The sequence below is a fragment of the Rhodoferax sp. GW821-FHT07F03 genome, assembly GCF_059418745.1.
In genome coordinates, this window is sequence record NZ_JBWKQM010000001.1 from 542,861 (window position 1) to 565,762 (window position 22,902).

The following is a 22,902-nucleotide window of genomic DNA, read 5'->3' on the forward strand; positions in this document are numbered from 1 at the left end:
ATTGCTGGCGTAGATTACTGCACGGCGTGGGCGATGCGGTCCAGGCGGGGCTGCCAGTGGTCCAGGATATTGGCCGACACCAGGATGTGGTGGGCCCGGCCGATCAGCAGCTTGCGCGGCACCGGGCCGATGTAGCGTGAGTCGGCGCTGTTGTCGCGGTTGTCACCCAGCATGAAGTACTGGTCGGGAGGCACGGTGACCGGACCGAAACTGCGCAGGGCGGGAGTTTGGGGCAGCAGTTGCAGCCTGTGGGATACCCCGTTCAGGGCTTCGCTGGAGCGCAGCGGGTCGTAGCTGGCCGCCACACCGTTGATGTAGAGCACCTCGTCGCGCATCTCCACCACGTCGCCGGGCAGGCCGACGATGCGTTTGATCAGACGCACGCCATCCGTCGGTGAGCTGAAGGTCACTACGTCGAAGCGCTGCGGTTGGCCGGTAGGGGCCAGGCTGATATCGCTCAGCGGCAGCTTCAGGTCGTAGGCCAGGCGGTTGACCAGCACCACATCGCCTTCCAGCAAGGTAGGGCGCATGGAGCCCGAGGGAATGGGGTTCCAGTCGGCCATGACGGTGCGGAACAGGCCCAGGCACAGTACAAATGCCAGGAAGCCACGGTTGTTCAGGAGCCAGCGTTTCATAGTTGCCTTCGTGTTGTGTGGCTCTTATACCGGCCAGGCCGGAAAAGGTTACACCAAGGGATGCTCTGCATAACTTCCTGCGGTCTGTGGCGGCATGGACTCGGGCGGTCTAGGATGTTGCTCTTCTTACCCATCCCGATCCTCACCACCACATCCTTGCCAGAGTCATCATCCCTGGCAGAAACAAAAAAAGCCGCATCGCTGCGGCTTTTGGTAATGGCCGTGGGCCGATTACTTCAGGTGCTTGCCGATCAGGCCAGCCATTTCGAACATCGTGACTTCGTCCTTGCCGAACACAGCCTTGAGCTTGGCGTCGGACTTGATGTTGCGCTTGTTGGCTTCGTTTTGCAGCTTGTGCTTCTTGATGTAGACCCACAGTTGCTTGACGACTTCGGTACGTGGCAGCGGTGCTGCACCGACCACAGCAGCCAGAGCGGCGCTGGGGGTCAGAGCCTTCATGAAAGCGGCGTTGACGGCGCGCTTAGGAGCGGCTGCAGCTGCCTTCTTGGCAGGCGCTGCCTTGGCGGCTACTTTTGCCGGAGCGGCTTTGGCTGCTGGTGCAGCTTTCTTTGCAGGAGCGGCGGCTTTAGCCGGGGTTTTTTTCGCAGTTGCCATGACGGACGGTCCTTCTTGGAGTTGAATATTCACCAGCGAAAAACAGCTTCTCCACCGGTAGGCCGAGATGCTACTGGAGAAAAAACGGGTTTCCTAGGTGGAGCGCATATTTTTAGCTCTGAAGACCCGTGTTTTTCCGTGTAAAGCCTCTCTGGGGTATGCGTTTTCAGTGTTTCGGCGACTTTTGACCCGCCACGAGGATGAAAACCACCCCCAAAAGGATGATGCCGCAGGCCAGCCATTCCTTGGCCATTACCACCTCACCGGCCAGCACTACACCCAGAAACAGCGCGATCAAGGGGTTCACGAACGCATAGCTGGTGGCCACGGCAGAACTGGCGTGGGCCAGCAGGTACATATAGGCGCTGAAGGCCACCAGCGAACCGGCCAGCACCAGGTACAGCCAGGCGGCGCTGGCTTCCAGCGTGGGCGGCCACACCATGTGCTCGCCCAGCGCCAGGGATACCAGCAGCAGGGCGGCCCCACCGCACAGCATCTGGCTGGCAAAGCCCATCGGTCCCTTGGTCAGGGGCAGGCGGGTGGTGGACAGTACCGAGCCCAGCGACCAGGTCAGCGTGGCGCCGATGATGCACAGCAGACCCACGGGCGCCGCGGAAAAGCTGGCACCCTGCACCAGCACGCACACGCCTACCAGTCCGGTCAGCATGCCCGCCAGTTCCAGCCGCGACGGGCGTTGCCCGAACAACAGGCCCCAGCCACTGGTCATCATGGGCACGATGGCGATAAAGGTGGCGATCAGGCCGGAGCCTATGTGCAGCGAGGCCTGGGCTGTCAGCCCCATGCCGCCGCCCAGCATCAGAATGCCAATCAGCAGGGCGTTGCGCCATTCAGTGCGTGTGGGCCGGGCATGGCCGCGCAGGCACAGCCATGCCATCAGCAGGCCGCCGGCCGCCAGAAAGCGGGTCGCCATCTGGAAGAACGGCGGAAAGCTGGGCAGGGCAATATGGATGGCGAGGTAGGTCGAGCCCCAGATGAAATAGCAAGCCAGTAATGCGGGCAGCACGAGGCGGTTGTGGGTAGAGTTGTGGCGCGGGTTTTGCATGCCATGATGTTAGGCAGTCAAACCCGTCTGCGCCATGCAATATTCTTGGTAATAACGGATATTGGCCTCAATTTTCTTGCTGGAGCACTATGCTGACCGAAGTTTCTGAATTTGACGCGTGCGACGATCGTATCCTGGCGGAGCTGCAGCGCGACGCGCGCATCACCATGGCCGAGCTGGGGCGACGCGTACACCTGAGCCAGCCGGCGGTGACCGAGCGGGTGCGCAAGCTGGAGACCAGTGGCGTCATCAAGGGCTACCGCGCCGAAGTGGATCTGACCCGGCTGGGCTATGGTATCCGCGCCATCATCCGCGTGGCCCGGGCCGAGTACGCACGGGTGGTCAAGCTGATTGGCCAGACCCCGGAGGTGCTGAATGCCTACAACGTGACCGGCGAAGACAGCTGGGTGCTGGAGATCGCCGTCATCGATGTGCAGCACCTGGATGCGGTGGTCAGCAAGTTCTGTCTGCTCAGTACCACCTCGACTTCGATCGTGTTGAACGCTCCGCGCGAAAACGCCCAGGTGCTGCCCGCGCGGCGTGAGAACATCAAGCCTTCTGCCCAGAAAGTGAGCTCTCCATGACGACTGTGTTTGCGACCTGCGACCTGTGCGATGTGCACAAGAACGATGTGTCTGGCGCCTTCCGTGTATTGCCGCCAGTGTTCCGCGACTTTGGCGGCACGCGCACCTTCAGCGGCCCGGTGTGGACCGTGCAATGCTTTGAAGACAACTCCCTGGTCAAGGCTGCGCTGGACATGCCCGGCGAGGGCCGGGTGCTGGTGGTGGATGGCGGCGGCTCTTTGCGCCGTGCCTTGCTGGGCGGCAATTTGGGGGCGGCTGCCCACCGCAATGGCTGGGCCGGCGTGGTCATCGACGGCTGTGTGCGGGACGTGGCCGAGTTGGCTGCCTTGCCGATAGGCATACGTGCACTAGCGTCCATGCCCCTGCCCACCGAAAAGCGCAACCAGGGCCAGAGCAATGTGGCGGTGCATGTGCAAGGCGTGTGGGTCATGCCCGGCGACTGGTTGTATGCCGACGAGGACGGCATCGTGCTGGGAGCAGCCGCGCTGGTCTAGCGTCGCTCGCCTTGGTCAGCTGGATTGGCAAAGCCTTTCAATTCCTCACGCATCCAGTCCACCAGGACCCGCGTTCGGGTGGGCAGCAAGCGTGCATGCGGGTAGACCACGCTTAGCGGACGGGGTGGTGATTCGAAGCTTTCCAGTACCACCTGCAGCTGCTTCTGCGCCAGATAGGGGGCTACCTGGTAAGACAGAAACATGCCCAAACCCAGGCCTGCTACGCAGGCTTGCACCGTGGGCGCGATCTGGTTGAACTCCAGGTTGCCGCTGACGGCAATGCTGAAAGACCGGCCCTTGTCGATGAAGGGCCCCCAGCTGGGGTTGTTGCCGGTGTTACGTATGCAGTTGGCCTGTAGCAGGTCCTTGGGGTGGCGGGGGAGCCCTACGCGCTTTAGGTAGCCGGGGCTGGCAACCACCACGCGGCGGATACGGCCTATGGTTTGCGCCACCAGAGAAGAGTCCTCCAACGGGCCTATGCGTATGCCCAGGTCTATGCCTTCTTCCAGCAAATTCACCACCCGGTCGTACAGCAGCACGCTGCAGCGCATCTGCGGATAGCGCTGTACAAAACGGGTGACGGCCGGGGCCACATGGAGCTGGCCAAACTGCACTGGCGCGGTGATGGTGAGGTGGCCTGCGGGTTCGCTAGATTCGGCCTTCAGGGCCGCCTCGGCCTCCTGCAATGTGGCCAGCACCTGGCGGCAGCTGTCCAGGTGGCGGCGACCCTCGTCGGTGAGCGAGATGCGCCGCGTGGTGCGGTTGAACAGGCGCACCCCCAGCTCTGCCTCGAACGCGGCCAGGCTGCGCACCACGGCAGGCAGCGACGCGTCCATCGCTTGGGCGGCGGCGGTCAGGCTGCCCTGGTCAGCAATCTGCACAAAGGTGTGCATGGCTTTGAGTTTGTCCATACGGTCATATTAAACCGATATATGGAGTAGTTAAATGCCTGGGTCGTCATTTATCTTGTGAAGTGGATTAAACACAATCACTACTTCTTTCACCACTTTGCACCTAGGAACAATATGTCCATATCAACGTCCCCCTGCCCCGCGCAGCCGATCAAGTTGTACCGCCATGCCATCTCGGGCCACGCGCACCGCGTGCAGCTGATGTTGTCACTGCTGGATCTGCCGTTCGATCTGATTGATGTGGACCTGCTGGCCAAGGCCCAAAAAACGCCGGAATTTTTGGCGCTGAATGCCTTTGGCCAGGTGCCGGTGATCCAGGACGGCGACGTCACGCTGGCCGACTCCAACGCCATCCTGGTGTATCTGGCGACGCGTTATGGCGCGCCTGGCGCCTGGCTGCCTACCGAAGCACTGGGGGCGGCCCAGGTGCAGCGCTGGTTGTCAGTGGCGGCCGGGCAGATCGCCTTTGGCCCGGCGGTGGCGCGGGTGATCCAGTTGTTCAAGCTGCCCACCGATCCCAAAGATGCGATCCAGCGGGCGAACCAGCTGTTCCAGGTGATGGACGCGCACCTGCAGCAGTCCGACTACCTGGTCGGCAGCGCGCCAACCATTGCCGATATTGCCAACTACAGCTACATCGCCCATGCACCCGAGGGCAATGTGGCGCTGGAGCCGTATCCGTATCTGCGCGCCTGGCTGGCCCGCATCGAGGCATTGCCCGGCTTTGTGCCCATGGTGCGCAGCCGTATTGGGTTGGCCGCATGAACGCCACCTTCCATGCCGGTGAGCGTGCGGTGCAGCAGCGCGCCGGTGTGTTCGAGCGCATGGCCGAGGTCGGGCCGCGGGTGATCCGCGATTACATGCCCGACCAGCACCGCGATTTCTTCGCCCAGTTGCCCTTTGTGGTGCTGGGCAGCCTGGACGCGCAGGGCCAGCCCTGGGCCTCGGTGCTGGCACAGCCGCCGGGTTTCATCCGTTCACCGGATGCCACGCTGTTGCGGCTGCAGGCGCTGCCGGATGCCGCCGACCCATTGGCGCAAACGCTGCAGCCAGACGCGCCCATTGGCCTGCTGGGTATTGAGCCGCATACCCGCAGGCGCAACCGCGCCAACGGCAGGGTGATGGCGCTGGATGGCACCGGCTTTGGCTTGCGCATAGAGCAGAGTTTTGGCAACTGCCCCAAGTACATCCAGGCGCGCGAGCCGGTGTATTTGGCCCCGATCGAAGTGCCGGCGGCGGCGATTGCCAGCAGCCAGCTTGACGCGGCCGCGCTGCGGCTGGTGCGTGGGGCGGACACTTTCTTCATCGCCTCCGCGCACCCGCAGGCCTTGCAGCCCGAGGGGCGTGCCGATGGGGTGGACGTATCGCACCGTGGCGGCAAGTCGGGCTTTGTGCGGGTCGAGGTGGATGCCGCTGGCCAGCAGTGGCTGACGGCGCCAGACTTTTTAGGCAACTTCTTTTTCAACACCCTGGGCAATCTGGCGGTGAACCCGCAGGCCGGACTGCTGTTCATTGACTACGCCACCGGCGATCTGCTGCAGGTGGCGGTGCGTGCAGAGATTCTGTGGGACGGCCCGGATCTGGCTGGCTTTGCCGGCGCCCAGCGTCTGCTGCGGATGCAGGTGCTGGGCGCTTTGCGCCGGCCCGGTGCATTGGCCTTGCGTTGGGGCGAGGCCCAGCTGTCGCCGGTGCTGGAGGCTACCGGCGTTTGGGCCTGAAGCTCTTTAAGCTGCTGCGTACGCGCGCTGCGCCAAGGTTTTTGCCAGCACCTGTGCTGGGTTGAAACTGCGCAAACCGGTCATCTGTGCCGCGCCGTCCAGTGCCAGCGGAATTTCGGTGCAGCCCAGTATCAGCGGCGCACCGCCGTGGCGTTCGGCCAGGGCCTGGGCCACCTCGCCAAAGCAGCGCTGCGCCAGCGGCATATTGCCGGCTTTTACACCGTCGTAAATGCCTTGCATGATGCGCGCGCGCTCAGCGGCTGTTGGCAAATGGCATTGCACTCCGGCGCGCTGCAGCGCCTGCTCGTACACGCCGCTACGGTAGGTGCCATCGGTGGCCATCAGCGCGGCTGCCGGTATGCGCTGCAAGGCCAACTGCTGCGCCATCTCGTTGGCGATATGCAGCACGTCGAGCTGTGGAAAGCGCGCCTGCATACGGCTATGCCAGGCGTGGGCGGTGTTGCAGGGCATGGCCACGCAGCGCGCACCCAAGGCTGCCAGACGGCCCAGCGCCTGCAACATGGGCTCCAGTGGCTGCTGTGCGCCACTGGTATCGTCTTCCAGCGCCTGCGTACGATCCGGTACCGGCACCTGGGCCAGCCAATGCTCGGGGAAGCGCTGGTCGCTCACCGTCACACCGATGGCCTGCATATGCTCGATACAGGACTGCACGAACAAGCGCACGAAGTCCGCGCCGGCGGCAGGCCCCATGCCGCCCAGGATGCCTACGACTTGCATGGTTAGACCGCCGGTTTGTCGCTCAGCGCCTTGAGGTTGTCGCGCAAATCTTTGCTCATGGGCAGGTTCAGGTTCTGGCCCTTGGGGGGAATGGGCGACATGAACCACTTGGTGTAGAGCTTCTCGAACTGGCCGGACTTCATCATGCCGGCGATGACTCCATCGACCAGCTGCTTGAATTGCGGGTCGTCCTTGCGCAGCATGCAGGCATAGGGCTCGACTTGCAGCGAGTCGCCTACGACTTCCCATTCCGCCGGGTTCTTGGCATTGCCGATCAGGCCGAACAGTAGGATGTCGTCCATCGCAAAGGCCACGGCGCGGCCGCTGTCCACCAGCAGCATGGAGTCGTCGTGGTCCTTGCCCAGTTTGATGTCCATGCCCAGGCTCTTGTCCTGGTTGTATTTGCGGATGACCTGGGCGTTGGTGGTGCCCGAGGTGCTGGCGACCGGCTTGTTGGCCAGGTCGGCGTAGTTTTTGATGCCAGACGACTTCTTCGCCAGCAACCGGGTGCCGGTGTAGAAATGGTTGATGGCGAACTGCACGTCTCTGCCGCGCACTGTGTTGTTGGTGGTGGAGCCGCACTCCAGGTCCACCGTGCCGTTGACCAGCAGCGGGATGCGGTTTTGCGATGTCACGGCCTGTAGCGCAACCTTGAGGTCAGGCTTTTTCAGTTGCTTCTTCACCGCGTCGGCTACGGCGTTGGCGATGTCTACCGAGAAGCCTTCGGGCGTGCTGCCACCGGCCAGGTAGCTGAAGGGCACGGACGACTCGCGGTAGGCCAGGGTGATCTGACCGGATTCGGCGATTTTTTGCAGAGTGTCCGCATGGGCTACGGCCGTGGCAGCCAGGCCTGCGGCCAGAAACATCGTGGACAGTACGGAGGAGGCTTGCATGATGACCCTTTGAAGTAGAGGTGATGGAGGAGCTGTGGGGCAGTTTAGAAAGGGCTGGCCGCAGTGCATAGTGCCTTTTTCGGGGCGCACCATAACCTGAAGTTATGGGCTGGCGGCGGCACCTGGGCATAACTTTTGCTGATGGCTAGGCCTGTGTTTGGCATTGGCGCCATGCAGATCGCGTGCCTACAGTGTTGCCCAAAGGGTGGATACACATGCATGTCGTTGTTTTAGGAGCGGGAATCGTTGGGCTGGCCACGGCTTACGCATTGCGTTTGCAGGGTAAGGAGGTGACGGTGGTCGACCGAGCCACTCCCGGTGCGGGTGCCAGCGGTGGCAACGGGGCCCAGCTGAGCTACAGCTATGTGCAACCCTTGGCCGACCCCGGCATCTGGACCCAGTTGCCCAAGTTGCTGTTGGCGGCCGACTCACCGTTGAAATTCCAGCCGCAATGGGACCCGCAGCAGTGGCGCTGGGGGCTGGAGTTTCTGCGCGCCTGCAATGCCGATACCTCTGCCCGCAGCACGGCCCAGTTGCTGCAGCTGGCACTGCGCAGCCGCCAGGGTTTTGAAGCCATGCTGCAGGACTTGGCACTGGACTGTGATTTTGCGCGCAGCGGCAAGCTGGTGGTCTACAGCAGTGCCGCCGGCCTGGAGGCCGCACGCAGACAGGTGGAGCTGCAGCAGCGCCTGGGCAGTGTGCAAGAGGTGGTGTCGGCCCAGCGTTGCGTGGAGCTGGAGCCGGCTTTGCAGTATTACCAGGCCCACATGGCCGGCGCGGTTTATACGCCCAGCGAATGTGCTGCTGATTGCGCCAAGGTCTGCAACGGCCTGTACGCGGCACTGCAAGCGCGTGGCGTGCGTTTTGTGCTGGGCCAGGAGGCGCTGGGCGTGGTGCAGCAGGGAAGGCGGTTGCAGGCGGTGCGAACGGCTGCGGGCGATGTTGCGGCAGACCAGTTTGTACTGGCCCTGGGTAGCGCCAGCGCGGGGTTTGCCCGCCCGCTGGGCTTGCGCCTACCGGTTTACCCGCTGAAGGGCTACAGCATCACGCTAGACCTGGCCGATGGATCGGATGCGGCACCGCAGGTGAGTGTGACCGATGCCGCGCGCAAAGTGGTTTTCGCCCGCATCGGCCAGCGGCTGCGTGTCGCGGGCATGGCGGAGTTGGTGGGGCACGATAGCCGCATTGCTCCTCAGCGCATCCAGCAACTCAGCGAGGCAACCCGCGCTGTGTTCCCTGGGCTGGACCAGGGACTGGAACTGCACCCTTGGACCGGCATGCGCCCGGCCACGCCGACCGGCCTGCCTCTGGTGGGACGGCACCCGCAGGGGCCGGAAAACTTGCTGCTCAATACCGGCCACGGGGCCCTGGGGTTCACCCTCGCGTTCGGTACAGCCCAGGCGGTGGCCGACGCACTTGCAGCCGCTTAGCTATGCGGCGGGCTGCAGTGCCTGCTCGATCACCTGCTGCACGCACTGCGTCATGGCGCTGGCAAGCAGCGAGCCGGGCCGGTTCACCGCGCGCAGGGCCTTGATGGGCACGGCGATGTGCGGCTCCAGGGTCAGCACATCCACCTTGCCCAGATCGGCGGACAGGGCGGTGCAGCTGTCGATCAACGCCACCGCCAGGCCATGGTGCGCCAGCGCCAGTGCCGCGTGGTAGGTCTGCACGGTAATGCTGGATGACAGGCCCACGCCGGCCTCGCGGCAGGCGTGGCTGAGGGTGGAGCCCACCGGGTCGCGCACATCGATATTCACTACCGGCACCTGGGCCAGGTCGGCCAGGTTCACCAGGCCCTGTTTGACTTGCTTGGCACTGAGAACGCCCTTGGGCGCTACGCAGACCATGCGACCATCGGCCAGGTGCTTTTGCTCTAGCGAGGGGTGGGCGATGGCGCTGAAGACCAGGCCCACATCGGCCTCCTGCAGTACCAGCGACGAGATGATCTGCGGCGAGTGCAGCGCGTCCATGGTCACCACCACATTTGGATGCTGCTGGCGGAACAGCTTCAGCGCCCGGGGCAGCACCTCGTAGCTCAGCGCCAGCACGGTCAGGATGTGCAGCTCACCGTCCTGGTGGCCCTGGCGCAGGCTGTTGGCCAAGCGTTGCACATCGTCCAGCTGGGCAAACAGCCGCTCGATGTGCGGGTACAGGGTCTGCGCTTCGTTGGTGGGCGTGAGCCGGCCCTTGGTGCGCTGGAACAGCGGAAAGCCCAGCTGCAGCTCGGCATGCGCCAGCACCCGGCTGACGGCAGGCTGGGTGACGTTGATCAGCCGCGCTGCAGCGCTCACGCTGCCGGTGAGCATGATGGCGTTGAAGACTTCGATGTGGCGTAGACGCATGGGGGCTCCTCAGCTTGCAGGTAGGGACGAGGGCAGTGTTGCAAGTACCACGCCCAACAAGGCCACGCCGAAGGCCAACAGCTGCATGGCTCCCAAGGTTTCGCCCAGTACCAGCACGCCGGTCAGCGCCGTGGCGATGGGCAGCAGCACGCTGTACACACCGGCCTGTGCCGCCGGCACCACGCGCAGGCCAGTCATCCACAGCCACACCGTGCCCACACTGGCGGCCATGGCGTAGAACACCAGCAGCAACCAAATGCCCGGATGCACCGTGCCGAAGTTGAACGACATGGCCATGTACAGGCCGGCGGGTGTCATCAGCACCAGACCCCACAAATTGATGAGGGCGCTGATGCGCTTGGGGCTGATGCTGCCAGTGAGCTTTTTGCCGATCACTGCATACGCGGCCTCGCACAGCACGGCCCCAAACACCAGCAGATTGCCCCAGCGGTGATTTGAAGCCAAATCGGCCTCTGACGTAGAAGATACCTGCGCAAGGTGCTCTGGTTTTGATAGTGCAAGCAGGCCGATGCCGAGCACGCCGCAAGCCACCGCAGCCCACACTCGCAGGCCGATGCGCTCGCGCAGGATCAGCCAGCTCAGCACGGCCACCGTAGCCGGGATGGCCGCCAGGATCACCCCGGCAGAGACAGCGCTGGTCATGCTCACGCCGTACAGCATGCAGATGGAAAACAGGAAGTTGCCGAGAAAGGACTCCAGAAACACCAGCCAGCGCATGCGGGTGGACATCGGCCCTTCGGACTCCGGCTTTTTCAGCCAGGGCAGCATGGCTACTGCTGCAATGCCAAAGCGCAGCCAGGCCAGCAGGAACACGGGCAGGGCGGCGACCAGTGGCTTGGATATGGTGACGTACACGCCAACCAGGGCCATGCCAGAGGCTAGACAGAGGCGCGCGGTCAAAGGGCCAAGGGGGGCAGGGTTCATACAGGCGAGGGAATCTGGGGTCAGGCCCGCAGGCCCGTTTTCGTTTTGCTGGAGGGCGCAGTGTAGGGCGGGGCGCGTTGTGAGTGGCCCCCTATAGCCGCTTCAAAGTGGCACCGGGCTAGGTGCCAATTTGCCCTATCGTGCGGTCTTTGCATGAAGGCATTGAAATCTATGGGACTCGGAAATTTTGCATACGCCAATAACAACAACCATTTTTTAGCCACCCAGGCGCTGGCCGCGCAGCCGTTTGCACTGGCTGGTGTGCCGTTTGACGGCGCTGTGACGAATCGCCCAGGCGCGCGCTTTGGCCCGCAGGAGATTCGCCGTGCCAGCCTGATGCTGTGCGACGGTCTCCACCCTTATTTCGGCGTGTCGCCTTTGGGTTACCTGGGCGATGCGTTGGACATGCGCCTGCCCAATGCTTCGCCCCTGACCGAGGTGCGCGCGCATATCCAGCAACAGGCGGCGGAGCTTATGGAGCGCCACCATTGCGTGTTTCTGGGTGGTGACCATTCCGTCACCCTGGCGTTGCTGCGGGCCGCCCGCGCCCAGCATGGATCGTTGGCATTGGTGCATTTCGACGCGCACTGCGATACCTGGGTAGACCATTTTGGCGAGCCGTCCGGCCACGGCACCTGGACCTACGAGGCGCTGCAGGAAGGCCTGGTCAGCCCTACGCATTGCGTGCAGATCGGCCTGCGCTCCAGCGGCGAGCGGGCCGCGCGTGAATACGTGCAAGACCAGGGTGGCCTGATATTCACCGCGCGCCAGCTGCGCGGTCTGGACGGTGCCGGCCTGAATCCGGTGCTGGACACCATACGCCAGCGCCTGGGCGACCGGCCTTGCTATCTGACCCTGGATATCGACTGCCTGGACCCGGCGTTTGCACCCGGCACCGGCACGCCCGAGCCTGCCGGCTTGACCAGCTCGCAGCTGATGACCTTCTTGGAGCAATTGGCAGGATTGAACATGGTGGGCATGGATTGTGTGGAAGTGGCACCCGCGTACGACCATGCCGAGCTGACCACGCTGGCGGCCGCCACTTGCGTGTGGACTTATCTGTGCGGGCAGGTCGCCAAGCTGAAAGGAGCGCCGCATGCTGCGTAAATCTCTGGTGGCGTCCGACACCCAGCTGAACCAGAAAAGCTATTACGAAGCCAGCGTCCAGCGCGGCGTACCCGACCCGGTGTTGCGCGGTGCCGAGACGGCTGATGTGGTGGTCGTGGGCGCGGGGTTTTCCGGCCTGTCTGCCGCCATCGAGCTGGCACAGTGTGGCATGCGGGTGGCGGTGCTGGAGGCAGACCAGGTGTGCAGCGGTGCCTCCGGGCGCAACGGCGGCCAGACCATCGTGGGCTTTGCCAGTGGCCAAGACGTGTTTGAAAACCAGCTGGGCGCCGCGGATGCCCGCAGGGCCTGGCAGATGTCGCTGGAGGCGATTGCGCTAGTGGACCAGCGCATTGCCCAGTTCAACATCGCATGCGAGCGGGTCAACGGCTATTTGTACGTGGCGGATTCGCCCCGCAAGGCGCGTGCGCTGGAGGCCGAAATGCGCACGGCCCAGTCGCAGTACGGGCTGCCGGTGGACTTTGTTGAAGGCAGCGCGGTGCAGCGGCATATCGCCAGCCCGCGCTACTGCGCGGCAGCCTATGAACGGTTGTCAGGTCATTTGCATCCGTTGAAATTCGGGCTGGGCCTGGCTGCAGCGGCTCGGGCACTGGGCGTGCGCATCTACACCGGGTCGGCGGTCACACAGCTGGACCGTGGCGCCAAGGTTTGTGCACACACCGCGCAGGGCCAGGTGCGAGCCGATTACGCGGTGCTGGCCGGCAATTGCATGCTGGCCGAATACGGCGCCGCGGTGGCCCCCGAAATTACTCCGCGCATCATGCCGGTGGGCACCTATATCGTGGCCACACCGCCTTTGGGCGAGGCGATGTGCCGCCAGCTCATACCCAGCAACGCGGCGGCGTGTGACAACAATTTTGTGCTGGACTACTTCCGCTTCAGCGAGGACCACCGGTTGCTGTTTGGCGGTCGGGTGAGCTACAGCACCTCGACGCCGGCCCATCTGGCGCAGCGCATGCAGGCCCGTATTGCCAAAGTGTTTCCGGGGCTGCAAGGTGTGCCGCTGGACTATGTGTGGGGCGGCTTTGTGGACATCAGCATGAACCGCGCACCTGACTTTGGCCGGCTGGGCACGAATGTGTATTACCTGCAGGGCTTCAGCGGCCACGGCGTGGCGCTGACGGGGCTGGCAGGGCAGCTGGTAGCCGAGTCGATTGCCGGCCAGGCCGAGCGCTTCGATGTGTTTGCGCGGCTGCGGCACCAGAGCTTCCCTGGCGGCGCCTTGCTGCGCACGCCCAGCCTGGTGCTGGGCATGCTGTACCACCGCTTGCGCGATCTGGTTTAATTTTTGCGGCTGGTCTTTTTGGGCGCGGCTGCAGCCGTGACGCCAGCCACCATGTCGGCGATGCGTTTGCCGCTGGCGGCAATATCGGCCTGTATGGTGTAGCCGTAACCAATCACCAGGCCGCGGATGTCGCGCCGGGCCAGGCAGTAGGCGGATAGCGGGCGCACGGTCAACCCGTAACCGCCCAGGGCCTTGGCCAACGCAGCGTCGTCCACTTGCGGCGGCAGCTTGAGGCACAGGTGCAGCCCTTGTTCGGCACCGGTGATGCTGGCGTGTTCGCCCAGGCAGGGCGCCAGGGCTTCCAGCAGGCATTGGCGGCGTTGCGCGTGGCTTTGCTTGGCGCGGCGCAGGGTACTGGCAAAGTGTCCCATTTCAATGAATTCGGCCAGGGCCGCCTGCAGGTGCATCTGGCCCGGTCGGTTCAGGTCGTAGTGGGCTTGCTTGAAGGATGTGATCAGGGCTTTGGGTACGACCAGGTAGCCCAGCTTCAGACCCGGGTACATCACCTTGGAAAAGCTGCCCATGTAGAGCACCCGGCCGTCCTGGTCCAGCCCTTCTAGTGACGAGAGTGGGGGGCCGGTGAAGCGGAACTCGCTGTCGTAGTCGTCTTCCAGTATCCAGGCGTCGTGTTTGCGTGCGGCGGCCAGCAGCAAGTGCCGCCGCGCCAGCGACATCACCGCGCCCGTGGGGTACTGGTGCGATGGCGTGACGTAGACCAGGCGCGGCGCGTGGGCGTTGTCGGCTGCGTCGGGCGCAATGCCTTCCTGGTCCACAGAGATGGGGTGCAGCTTCAGCCCAGTGGCCATGAAGGCCTTGGCGGCGCCCCAGTAGGCTGGGTCTTCCAGCCACACGGTATCGCCATGGTCGGCCAGCAGCTGCGCGCACAGTTCCAGCGACTGCTGGGTGCCGCTGGTGATCAGTACCTGGCTGGGGTCCAGGAAGACGCTGCGGAACATACGCAAATGGTTGGCAATGGCACGGCGCAGCGGGGCGTAGCCACCCGAGCTGCTGTAGTCCAGCATGTCGGGGTATGTCATGCGCCAGTATTTGTTCTGCAGGCGCTGCCATAGCTGTACCGGAAAGGCGCTGAAGTCGGCAATGCCCGGGGTGAATGGCTGCACCTCCAGCTCACTGGCGCAAAAGGTTTCGGCCAGCGCCCGGCCGCGTTTGGACAGCTGGGTGCAGTGCCCGGCTTCTGCGCGCGTGCTGTGCTTGCGCGCCAGAGTGACTTTGCTCAGGTTGTCGCTGACGAAGGTGCCACTGCCTACATGGCTCACCAGATAGCCTTCAACCGTAAGCTGGTTGATAGCCGCCACCACGGTGTTGCGCGACACGTCCAGGTCTTCCGACAGCTTGCGGCTGGACGGCAGGCGCTCGCCTGCAGCAATCTTGCCGCCCAGGATGGCCCGGCGCAGCGACTCATAGAGCAGGCGGTGTAGAGGCAGCGCATCCTGGGCCCCCACTTTGTTGATTTCGGTAACGAGGAATTCGCTCAGCATGCAGGCTCCGGGGCTAAAGTGGCTGCAAAGTGGCACCATCGACCTTTGCAAACTGGATCTATTATTAAACCAATAGCCCGGCACAATTGTCAGTAATATGCAATTATTTATTCACATATAAGCCATGCAAAAAGCACAAACCGCTTGTCTTGTATGGCTGCCGGCGGACCATCGCGGCCGTGATAGTGGCTCTGCCGATCTGCCTTATTTGATGCTGGGCGAGAAGTACGCAACCGCCTGCAAATTTGGTGCCCATGCCCAGCCCGTGATCTTCCCCCTGGTGCAAAGCAGCCAGATTGCCAGCCTGCTGGATCTGGTGGATGGCGTGATGTTGACCGGCTCGCCGTCCAATGTGCATCCCTCGCATTTTTTTGAAACCGTGTTGGACCCCAGCTTGCCGCTGGATGTAGAACGCGACAGCTTGACGCTGCCCTTGATCCAGGCGTGTATCCAGCAAGGCGTGCCCTTGTTGGGCATTTGCAGGGGCTTTCAGGAAATCAACGTGGCGCTGGGCGGCTCGCTGCACCAAAAGGTACATGGTGTCGCGGGCTTGATGGACCACACCGAGCCCGAGGAAGATCCGCTGGACTTGCAGTACGCGCCCAGACATGTGGTGCGCTTTGCGCCCGGCAGTGCATTCACCCAATGGGCCGGTGGAGACACCGCCATGGTGAACTCCTTGCATGGCCAGGGCATCCACAAACTGGCGCCAGGTCTGGAGCCGCTGGGTTGGGCTGAGGATGGGTTGGTGGAGGCGTTTGGTGTGCAAGGTGCGCCGGCTTTTGCCTACGCCGTGCAGTGGCATCCCGAGTGGAAGTTTGCCGAGAACCCGTTTTACACCGCCATATTGAATGCATTCGGTGAGGCCTGCCAGGCCCGCCACACCGCGCGCTTGGCTGGCGCGTCGAACTAAAAGAGGAGATGGAAATGGACCAACGCAAAGCAATGAGCTTCAACGATCTGGAGCTGTGGCTGAACGAGCGCAGAGTCACCGAGGTGGAATGTCTGGTACCCGACTTGACCGGGGTGGCCCGCGGCAAGATCTTGCCACGCGAGAAGTTCACCGAAGACCGCGGCATGCGCATTCCTCAGGCGATTGTGGCCATGGGTGTGACGGGCGAATTTCCTGAGCAAGGCCCCTACTACGACGTGATTGATCCGACGGATCGGGACATGCATCTGCAGCCGGACGAAGCCACGGTGCGCATCGTGCCCTGGGCTACGGACCCCACGGCGCAGGTAATCCATGACTGCTATGACCGCGACGGCAAGCTGGTGCCGTTTGCGCCGCGCAGTGTGTTGCGCCGCATTTGCGACCTGTATGCCGCCGAGGGGCTGGACCCGGTGGTGGCGCCAGAGTTGGAGTTTTATCTGGTGGCCCGCAATACCGATCCGAATACTGTGTTGCGCCCCCCGATTGGCCGCAGCGGCCGGGCAGAAACCTCGCGCCAGTCTTACAGCATCGACGCGGTGAACGAGTTCGATCCGCTGTTTGAGGAGATGTACGACTACTGCGAGAAGATGGAGCTCAACGTCGACACGCTGATCCATGAGGCGGGTGCCGGGCAGATGGAGATCAATTTCTTCCACGCCCATCCGTTGGGATTGGCGGACGAGGTTTTCTTCTTCAAGCGCATGGCCCGCGAGGTGGCCTTGCGCCACGACATGTACTGCACCTTTATGGCCAAGCCGATTGCCGGCGAGCCGGGTAGTGCCATGCATGTGCACCAGAGCATTCTCAATGTCGCTACTGGCAAGAATATCTTCAGTAACGAGGACGGTACGCCCTCGGAGGCTTTCTTCCACTACATCGGCGGCTTGCAGCGCTACATACCTGCAGCCATGGCCCTGGTGGCGCCCTATGTGAACAGCTACCGCCGTCTGTCGCGCAATACGGCTGCACCCATCAACATCGAGTGGGGCTTTGATAACCGTACCGTTGGCATCCGCTCCCCCATTTCGACGCCGGCTGCACGGCGCGTGGAAAACCGGGTGATCGGCGTGGACGCGAACCCGTATGTAGCCATGGCCATGACTTTGGCCTGCGGCTATCTGGGCATGAAGAAGAAGATCAAACCCAAGGCCGAGATGAAGGGCGACGCCTATCTGGCGCCGTATTCATTGCCCCGCAGCCTGGGCGAGGCGCTGGACTTGCTGCGCAATGAGCCAGACCTGCACGAGGTGCTGGGCAAGGAGTTCATCACCGTCTACACCGAGGTCAAAGACCTGGAATTCGAAGAGTTCATGAAAGTGATTTCTCCCTGGGAGCGAGAGCACTTGCTGTTGCACGTTTGATGTGCATGGCTGGTATGGCTGTGTCAGGCCAGCCGTAATTGGTTAACGCATTGATTTGATTTGGAGTTACGCAAATGAATTCACCCATGAACTTCATGTCCCCGCCCGCGATTGTTCGCCGTGAAAGCGTGTTGGATACCAAGGCCATACAGGCCATGGACAGCGCGCATTACATGCACCCCTTTACCGACCACCAGGACCTGGCTACCCGTGGCTCGCGAGTGATCACCAAGGCCGATGGTATTTACGTGTGGGACTCCGAGGGAAACAAGATACTGGATGCCATGAGCGGACTGTGGTGCGTCAGCGCCGGCTACGGACGCACCGAGTTGGCCCAGGCTGCCTTCCAGCAGATGATGGAGCTGCCGTTCTACAACAGCTTCTTCCAGACCACCAATGTGCCGGCGACCCAGCTAGCCGCCAAGTTGTCCACCCTGGCCAAGCCTGTGGGTGACCGGCGGTTTGACCACGTGTTTTTCTCCAGCAGCGGTAGCGAAAGCAATGACACCAATGTGCGCATGGTGCGACGCTACTGGGATCTGCTGGACCAACCCCAGCGCAAGGTGATCATCAGCCGCAAGAATGCTTACCACGGCAGCACCATGGCGGGGGCGTCGCTCGGCGGCATGTCTGGCATGCATGCACAGGGGGACTTGCCGATTCCAAACATCACCCATATCGAGCAGCCTTACTTTTTTGAGAATGCGCTGCCCGGTGAAACCCAAGAGGCTTTTGGTCTACGCGCGGCCGGCTGGCTGGAGGAAAAAATATTAGAAGTAGGACCGGACAAGGTGGCGGCCTTCATTGGTGAGCCGGTGCAGGGTGCTGGCGGCGTGATCATTCCGCCAGACAGTTACTGGCCCGAAATCCAGCGCATTGTCGATAAATACGGCATCTTGCTGGTCAGCGACGAGGTGATTTGCGCTTTTGGCCGTCTGGGCTACTGGTTTGCTTACGAAAAGTTTGGCTACAAGCCTGATCTGGTGACGTTCGCCAAGGGTGTTACCAGCGGCTACATCCCGCTGGGAGGCGTGATGGTGGGGAACCGCGTTGCCAAGGTGCTGATTGAAAAGGGTGGAGAGTTCAACCATGGCTACACCTATAGCGGCCACCCCGTGGCTTGTGCGGTGGCCTTGGCCAATATTGCCTTGATGGAACGCGAGAACCTGGTGGGCCGCGTCCGGACGGATGTTGGCCCATATCTTGCAGAAAAATTCAAAGCCTTGGGCGAGCATCCCTTGGTTGGCGTAGCGGAAACCTGCGGCTTTACCGCCGGTTTGATTCTGGTCAAGAACAAGGCAACGCAGGAGCTGTTTGCGGAAGATTTGGCGGTAGGCATGGTGTGCCGCCGCCACTGTTTCGCCAATGGCTTGATCATGCGGGCAGTCGGCGACCGGATGATCATTGCACCACCGCTAACCATGACCCACGCCCAGATAGACGAGATGGTGGAGTTGATTACGCGGTGCCTGGATTTGACCTACGCGGAGTTGAAAGACAAGAAGCTATTGGGCTAGCGAGCTGTAGGCCAGTTGCTTTCGTTGACAGACTGTTACTGTTGCGTAAAGTTTCTCGTTTTCTTGCCGGTGTCATTCATCATCATGATTTGTTTCATGCTTTTACATTGTTCTTTTGTCATCAGGAGATAAATATGCAATTGGGTTTGAAAAAACGGGGGGTTAGTCGACTCATGTATGGCCTGTTTGCAGTGGGGGCCTTGCTGGGTGCTGCCGCAAACGTGCATGCAGCAGATGAGAAGGTGCTCAATATCTACAACTGGTCTGACTACATTGGCGACGACACCATCGCCAATTTTGAAAAGGAGACCGGCATCAAGGTGCGTTACGACACCTTTGACAGCAACGAAACCCTGCATGCCAAGATGGTGGCTGGTAAAACGGGCTATGACATCGTGGTGCCCTCATCCCATTGGGCCAAGATCCAGGCCCAGGGCGGTCTTTTGGCCAAGCTCGACAAAAGCAAGATCACGACTTACGCCAATCTTGACCCCTATGTGATGAAGCAGTTGGCTGAAATGGACCCCGGCAACCAATACACGGTTCCGTGGGCCTGGGGCATCACCACGATTGGCGTCAATGAAACCAAGCTTAAAGCAGCGTTAGGCAATTTGCCCTGGCCCGACAATGCCTGGGACTTGCTCTTCAAGCCGGAGTACGCAGCCAAGGCCAAATCTTGCGGCGTGTCCGTGTTGGATTCGGGCGACGAACTGTTCCCTGCGGCCCTGCATTATTTGGGCAAGCCACCGTTCAGCAAGAATTCTGCGGACTACCAGGAAGCTGCGGAGCTGTTGAAGAAAATTCGCCCCAGCATCACGCTGTTCTCTTCTTCGGGTTACATCAATGACCTAGCAGGTGGCTCCTTGTGTCTGGTGATGGGTTGGAACGGCGACATCAGCATTGCCCAGGCCCGTGCGAACGAAGCCAAGAATGGCAATGTCATCAAGTCCTTGGTGCCCAAATCTGGCGCTGTTCTGTTCTTTGACACCATGGCCATTCCTGCCGATGCGCCGCACGCTGAGAATGCCTACAAATGGATCAGCTATATCTATCGACCTGAAGTCAACGCCGGCATCGTCAACAAGGTGCTGTATGCCAACCCCGTGCCCAGCGCACTCAAGTTCGTCAAGCCAGAGGTTGCCAGCAACAAGTCGGTTTTCATGGCGCAGGATGACTTGGCACGGATGGTGCCGCCGGATGCAGTCAACAGCGACATACGTAGACTACGTACGCGTTTGTACACCTCCATAAAAACCGGGTTGTAGGCGCGAGCGAAAACCATTGGAGCACGCCAGCTCCAATGGTTCAAAACAATAATTGACAGAGGCTTTCATATGTCGAATCCAGAGTTGGGTGCCGTTGGCGCAGCCCACGATAAGAGTTTCTTGCGCATTGATCGCTTGACCAAGCGCTTCGATGAAGCAACTGCCGTAGACAATGTTTCACTGGACATCGAGAAGGGCGAAATTTTTGCCTTGTTGGGTTCATCTGGCTGCGGCAAGTCCACGCTGTTGCGTATGCTGGCAGGGTTTGAGACGCCCACTTCTGGTCATATCTTGTTGGCGGGTTCCGACATCGTCTCCATGCCGGCATATGAACGGCCCATCAACATGATGTTCCAGTCCTATGCCTTGTTTCCCCACTTGACGGTGTGGGAGAACATTGCCTTTGGTCTGAAGCGTGACAGCTTGCCAAAGAGCGAAATCAATGAGCGTGTGGATGCCATGCTTAATATCGTCAAGCTCAAGCCCTACGCCAAACGTAAGCCGCACCAGCTTTCTGGCGGCCAGCAGCAGCGGGTGGCATTGGCCCGTTGCCTGGCCAAGAGCCCGAAGCTATTGCTGTTGGACGAACCCTTGGGTGCGCTGGACCGCAAGCTGCGTGAACAAACCCAGTTTGAGCTGCACAGCATCATCAAACGCGTGGGCGTGACCTGCGTGCTGGTCACCCATGACCAGGAAGAAGCCATGACCATGGCCGACCGCATTGCCGTCATGAGCGAGGGCCAGTTCAAGCAAGTGGGGCGGCCTAGTGAAATTTACGAAACCCCTAGCTGCCGCTTCGTGGCTGACTTCATCGGCAACGTGAACTTGTTCGATGGCAAGCTGGAGATTGATGAGCCAGACCACTGCGTGGTGGGCTCCGAGCATGGTAGCTTCTACGTGAACCACGGGGTGACGGGTACGCTGGGCATGCCGGCTACCGTGGCTGTGCGTCCGGAAAAAGTCAGCCTGCAGCGCGACCCGCCAACCGATGCGCAACACAACTGCCTGCGCGGCGAAATTGCCGACAACGGGTATTTCGGCAGCTTCTCTCTCTATCGCATGAACTTGGCGGGTGGCAAGAAGTTGCAGATCCAGATCACCCATGGTCAGCGTCATGGTGAGCTGTTCCAGCGTGGCGAGACGGTATACGCCACATTCGCACCAGATGCTCTGGTGGTGTTGACAAGCTGAGCACAGGGTATTCCCACCATGAGCAGCCTATCCAACAACCGTTACCTGCGCGCCTTGTCGCAGGGGTGGGGCAAGCGCAGCGTGATCGGCGTGCCCTACAGTTTCTTGATACTGTTTTTCACGGTGCCATTTTTCGTGGTGTTGAAGATCAGTGTCTCGGACTCCGATGGCGTGCACTATGCCGATTTGACGAGTTATGTCGACGGGATGTTGACGCTGCGCCTCAAGCTGTCCAACTATGTGTTTTTGACGACGGACCCGCTTTACGTTCAGACCTATCTGTCGTCAATACGGTTTGCTCTGATCAATACATTCTGGTGTTTGTTGGTGGGATACCCGTTTGCGTATTTCATGGTGCGCTCGCCGGTGAGCATGCGACCCGCGCTGTTGATGCTGGTGTCGCTGCCGTTCTGGACGTCGTATCTGCTGCGCGTGTATGCCTGGAAGGGATTGTTGGATGACCACGGCGTTTTCAACAACATATTGCTTGCCATACATGCGATCGACGAACCGATCAAGATGATGCACACCGGGTTTTCCATGACCATCGGCATGGTCTACACCTACCTGCCGTTCATGATTCTTCCGCTGTATGCAAGCCTAGTAAAGATGGACCTGCGTTTGCTGGAGGCGGCCAAAGATCTGGGGGCTACACCCTGGAAGGCGTTCTGGCTGATTACCGTGCCTTTGTCCAAGAACGGCATCATCGCTGGCGCCATGTTGGTATTTATCCCGAGCGTGGGTGAATACGTGATCCCGGAATTACTGGGCGGTCCTTCGACGCTGATGATTGGGCGCGTCTTGTGGGACGAGTTCTTCAGTAACAACGACTGGGCAATGGCTTCTGCGGTGGCAGTCACCATGGTGGTGTTGATCCTGATTCCGCTCGCGATTCTCAACAAATACCAAGCCGATTCCGGCGGTGTGAGAGGAAACTGAACATGGACTCGCGTATAGGAAGATTCTGGCTGGGGGCAGGGTATGTGTTCCTCTACCTACCCATCGTCACGCTGATCGTTTTCTCGTTCAACGATTCGAAGATGGTCACCCTCTGGGGCGGCTTTACCTTCAAGTGGTATGGGGTGATCACGCACGATACTGAGGTCATTGACGGCTTTTTGCTGTCACTCAAGATTGGGCTTTTGACGGCCACGGCGTCGGTGGTGTTTGGCACCTTGGCCGCGTTCACTATGGTGCGCTACAAGAAGTTTTTTGGCCGCACGGCTTTCAATGCCCATATCAATGCACCTCTGGTTGTGCCCGAAGTCATTACTGGCCTGTCTCTGCTGCTGTTCTTCGTCATGTGCGAGCGCATGTTTGGCATGCCAGAACGCGGCATCTTCACCATTTGGGTGGGGCATACGTCGATTGGTCTGTCCTATGCGGCTGTCGTGATCCAGTCGCGCTTGCTGGAAATGGACCGCTCTCTGGAGGAAGCCGCTGTGGATCTGGGCTGCAAGCCGTTCCAGGTGTTTTACCTGATCACCCTGCCCATGATTGCGCCGTCGCTAATGTCCGCCTGGTTGCTGACATTCACGATTTCGCTGGATGACGTGGTTTCCACCGCCTTCTTGTCCGGCCCTGGATCGACCACCTTGCCCATTGTGATTTTGTCCCGGGCGCGCCTGGGCCTGAATCCTACGGTGAACGCGATTGCCACCATCACCGTTGCCGTGGTGTCGGTGGGGGTGTTGGCAGGCAGCTTGTGGATGAGCCGCAAGGAGCGTCAACGCTCTGCAGAGCAAGCCGCGGCGTATCGAGAGGGCCAGACCGTCGCTGCTTGAGGA

General features: G+C 61.2%; 23 protein-coding genes. 14 read left to right on the forward strand and 9 right to left on the reverse strand.

All coding sequences use genetic code 11. From position 1 onward, the window contains the following. Positions 1 to 14: 14 nt before the first annotated feature. The 3 genes from lepB to yedA form a co-directional block, all read right to left on the reverse strand. Entirely contained in the window at positions 15 to 635 is a 621-nt protein-coding gene (lepB, locus tag AC07R0_RS02450; protein WP_495103641.1) for a signal peptidase I, read from the reverse strand. A 231-nt stretch (positions 636 to 866) separates the two neighbouring features. Further along, positions 867 to 1,250, reverse strand: a complete 384-nt coding sequence (locus AC07R0_RS02455; protein ID WP_495097256.1) for an SWIB/MDM2 domain-containing protein — start codon at positions 1,248 to 1,250, stop codon at positions 867 to 869. A 166-nt stretch (positions 1,251 to 1,416) separates the two neighbouring features. Continuing rightward, entirely contained in the window at positions 1,417 to 2,313 is an 897-nt protein-coding gene (gene yedA, locus AC07R0_RS02460; RefSeq protein ID WP_495097255.1) for a drug/metabolite exporter YedA, read from the reverse strand. Positions 2,314 to 2,402: 89 nt separating this feature from the next. On the opposite strand from yedA, the gene AC07R0_RS02465 reads away from it, so the two are divergent. Further along, the gene (locus AC07R0_RS02465; protein ID WP_495103642.1) at positions 2,403 to 2,897 is read left to right on the forward strand and encodes an Lrp/AsnC family transcriptional regulator; all 495 of its coding nucleotides are present in this window, start codon (positions 2,403 to 2,405) and stop codon (positions 2,895 to 2,897) included. Beyond that, positions 2,894 to 3,391, forward strand: coding sequence for a ribonuclease E activity regulator RraA (gene rraA, locus AC07R0_RS02470; protein ID WP_495097254.1), 498 nt, complete (start codon positions 2,894 to 2,896; stop codon positions 3,389 to 3,391). Before AC07R0_RS02465 ends, rraA begins: the two co-directional genes overlap by 4 nt. Here rraA and AC07R0_RS02475 read toward each other — a convergent pair. Continuing rightward, a complete protein-coding gene (locus tag AC07R0_RS02475) occupies positions 3,388 to 4,302 on the reverse strand; it encodes a LysR family transcriptional regulator (protein ID WP_495097253.1) in 915 nt (304 codons plus the stop codon). The genes rraA and AC07R0_RS02475 overlap by 4 nt on opposite strands. A 114-nt stretch (positions 4,303 to 4,416) precedes the next feature. Here AC07R0_RS02475 and AC07R0_RS02480 point away from each other — a divergent pair, with 114 nt between their 5' ends. Both AC07R0_RS02480 and AC07R0_RS02485 read left to right on the forward strand, forming a co-directional pair. Next, positions 4,417 to 5,067, forward strand: a complete 651-nt coding sequence (locus tag AC07R0_RS02480; protein ID WP_495103643.1) for a glutathione S-transferase family protein — start codon at positions 4,417 to 4,419, stop codon at positions 5,065 to 5,067. Further along, positions 5,064 to 6,020 carry a pyridoxamine 5'-phosphate oxidase family protein gene (locus tag AC07R0_RS02485; RefSeq protein WP_495103644.1) on the forward strand — a complete coding sequence of 319 codons (957 nt, stop codon included), beginning with the start codon at positions 5,064 to 5,066 and terminating at the stop codon, positions 6,018 to 6,020. Before AC07R0_RS02480 ends, AC07R0_RS02485 begins: the two co-directional genes overlap by 4 nt. 6 nt (positions 6,021 to 6,026) lie before the next feature. On the opposite strand, the gene AC07R0_RS02490 is transcribed toward AC07R0_RS02485, so the two are convergent. Both AC07R0_RS02490 and AC07R0_RS02495 read right to left on the reverse strand, forming a co-directional pair. Continuing rightward, positions 6,027 to 6,758 (reverse strand): aspartate/glutamate racemase family protein, encoded by a 732-nt coding sequence (locus AC07R0_RS02490; protein ID WP_495076659.1) that lies wholly within the window; start codon positions 6,756 to 6,758, stop codon positions 6,027 to 6,029. A gap of 2 nt (positions 6,759 to 6,760) precedes the next feature. Further along, positions 6,761 to 7,651: a transporter substrate-binding domain-containing protein gene (locus AC07R0_RS02495; RefSeq protein WP_495103645.1), complete on the reverse strand. Its 891-nt coding sequence runs from the start codon at positions 7,649 to 7,651 to the stop codon at positions 6,761 to 6,763. A gap of 215 nt (positions 7,652 to 7,866) precedes the next feature. On the opposite strand from AC07R0_RS02495, the gene AC07R0_RS02500 reads away from it, so the two are divergent. Beyond that, on the forward strand, positions 7,867 to 9,081 hold the full coding sequence (locus AC07R0_RS02500) for a D-amino acid dehydrogenase (protein WP_495103646.1): 1,215 nt from the start codon (positions 7,867 to 7,869) through the stop codon (positions 9,079 to 9,081). Here AC07R0_RS02500 and AC07R0_RS02505 read toward each other — a convergent pair whose 3' ends face one another. Together AC07R0_RS02505 and AC07R0_RS02510 are read right to left on the reverse strand one after the other, a co-directional pair. Then, positions 9,082 to 9,993 (reverse strand): LysR family transcriptional regulator, encoded by a 912-nt coding sequence (locus AC07R0_RS02505; protein WP_495097247.1) that lies wholly within the window; start codon positions 9,991 to 9,993, stop codon positions 9,082 to 9,084. Between the two features lie 9 nt (positions 9,994 to 10,002). Further along, entirely contained in the window at positions 10,003 to 10,938 is a 936-nt protein-coding gene (locus AC07R0_RS02510; RefSeq protein WP_495103647.1) for a DMT family transporter, read from the reverse strand. 171 nt (positions 10,939 to 11,109) lie between these two features. Here AC07R0_RS02510 and speB point away from each other — a divergent pair, with 171 nt between their 5' ends. Together speB and AC07R0_RS02520 are read left to right on the forward strand one after the other, a co-directional pair. Next, the gene (speB, locus tag AC07R0_RS02515) at positions 11,110 to 12,045 is read left to right on the forward strand and encodes an agmatinase (protein WP_495103648.1); all 936 of its coding nucleotides are present in this window, start codon (positions 11,110 to 11,112) and stop codon (positions 12,043 to 12,045) included. Continuing rightward, complete coding sequence (locus AC07R0_RS02520; protein ID WP_495103649.1) at positions 12,035 to 13,348, forward strand: NAD(P)/FAD-dependent oxidoreductase; 1,314 nt, start codon at positions 12,035 to 12,037, stop codon at positions 13,346 to 13,348. Before speB ends, AC07R0_RS02520 begins: the two co-directional genes overlap by 11 nt. Here the strand turns inward: AC07R0_RS02520 and pdxR are convergent. Continuing rightward, complete coding sequence (pdxR, locus tag AC07R0_RS02525; RefSeq protein ID WP_495103650.1) at positions 13,345 to 14,847, reverse strand: MocR-like pyridoxine biosynthesis transcription factor PdxR; 1,503 nt, start codon at positions 14,845 to 14,847, stop codon at positions 13,345 to 13,347. The genes AC07R0_RS02520 and pdxR overlap by 4 nt on opposite strands. 124 nt (positions 14,848 to 14,971) lie before the next feature. On the opposite strand from pdxR, the gene AC07R0_RS02530 reads away from it, so the two are divergent. From AC07R0_RS02530 to AC07R0_RS02560, 7 genes are all read left to right on the forward strand, one after another. After that, positions 14,972 to 15,760 (forward strand): gamma-glutamyl-gamma-aminobutyrate hydrolase family protein, encoded by a 789-nt coding sequence (locus tag AC07R0_RS02530; RefSeq protein ID WP_495103651.1) that lies wholly within the window; start codon positions 14,972 to 14,974, stop codon positions 15,758 to 15,760. 14 nt (positions 15,761 to 15,774) lie between these two features. Continuing rightward, complete coding sequence (locus AC07R0_RS02535) at positions 15,775 to 17,142, forward strand: glutamine synthetase family protein (protein ID WP_495076650.1); 1,368 nt, start codon at positions 15,775 to 15,777, stop codon at positions 17,140 to 17,142. Between the two features lie 86 nt (positions 17,143 to 17,228). After that, a complete protein-coding gene (locus tag AC07R0_RS02540) occupies positions 17,229 to 18,659 on the forward strand; it encodes an aspartate aminotransferase family protein (RefSeq protein WP_495103652.1) in 1,431 nt (476 codons plus the stop codon). A 134-nt stretch (positions 18,660 to 18,793) separates the two neighbouring features. After that, entirely contained in the window at positions 18,794 to 19,924 is a 1,131-nt protein-coding gene (locus AC07R0_RS02545; RefSeq protein ID WP_495103685.1) for a polyamine ABC transporter substrate-binding protein, read from the forward strand. A 69-nt stretch (positions 19,925 to 19,993) separates the two neighbouring features. Next, positions 19,994 to 21,115, forward strand: a complete 1,122-nt coding sequence (locus AC07R0_RS02550; protein ID WP_495103653.1) for an ABC transporter ATP-binding protein — start codon at positions 19,994 to 19,996, stop codon at positions 21,113 to 21,115. 18 nt (positions 21,116 to 21,133) lie between these two features. Then, the gene (locus AC07R0_RS02555; RefSeq protein ID WP_495103654.1) at positions 21,134 to 22,054 is read left to right on the forward strand and encodes an ABC transporter permease subunit; all 921 of its coding nucleotides are present in this window, start codon (positions 21,134 to 21,136) and stop codon (positions 22,052 to 22,054) included. Between the two features lie 2 nt (positions 22,055 to 22,056). After that, positions 22,057 to 22,899: an ABC transporter permease gene (locus AC07R0_RS02560; RefSeq protein ID WP_495103655.1), complete on the forward strand. Its 843-nt coding sequence runs from the start codon at positions 22,057 to 22,059 to the stop codon at positions 22,897 to 22,899. The last annotated feature ends 3 nt before the right edge of the window (positions 22,900 to 22,902 follow it).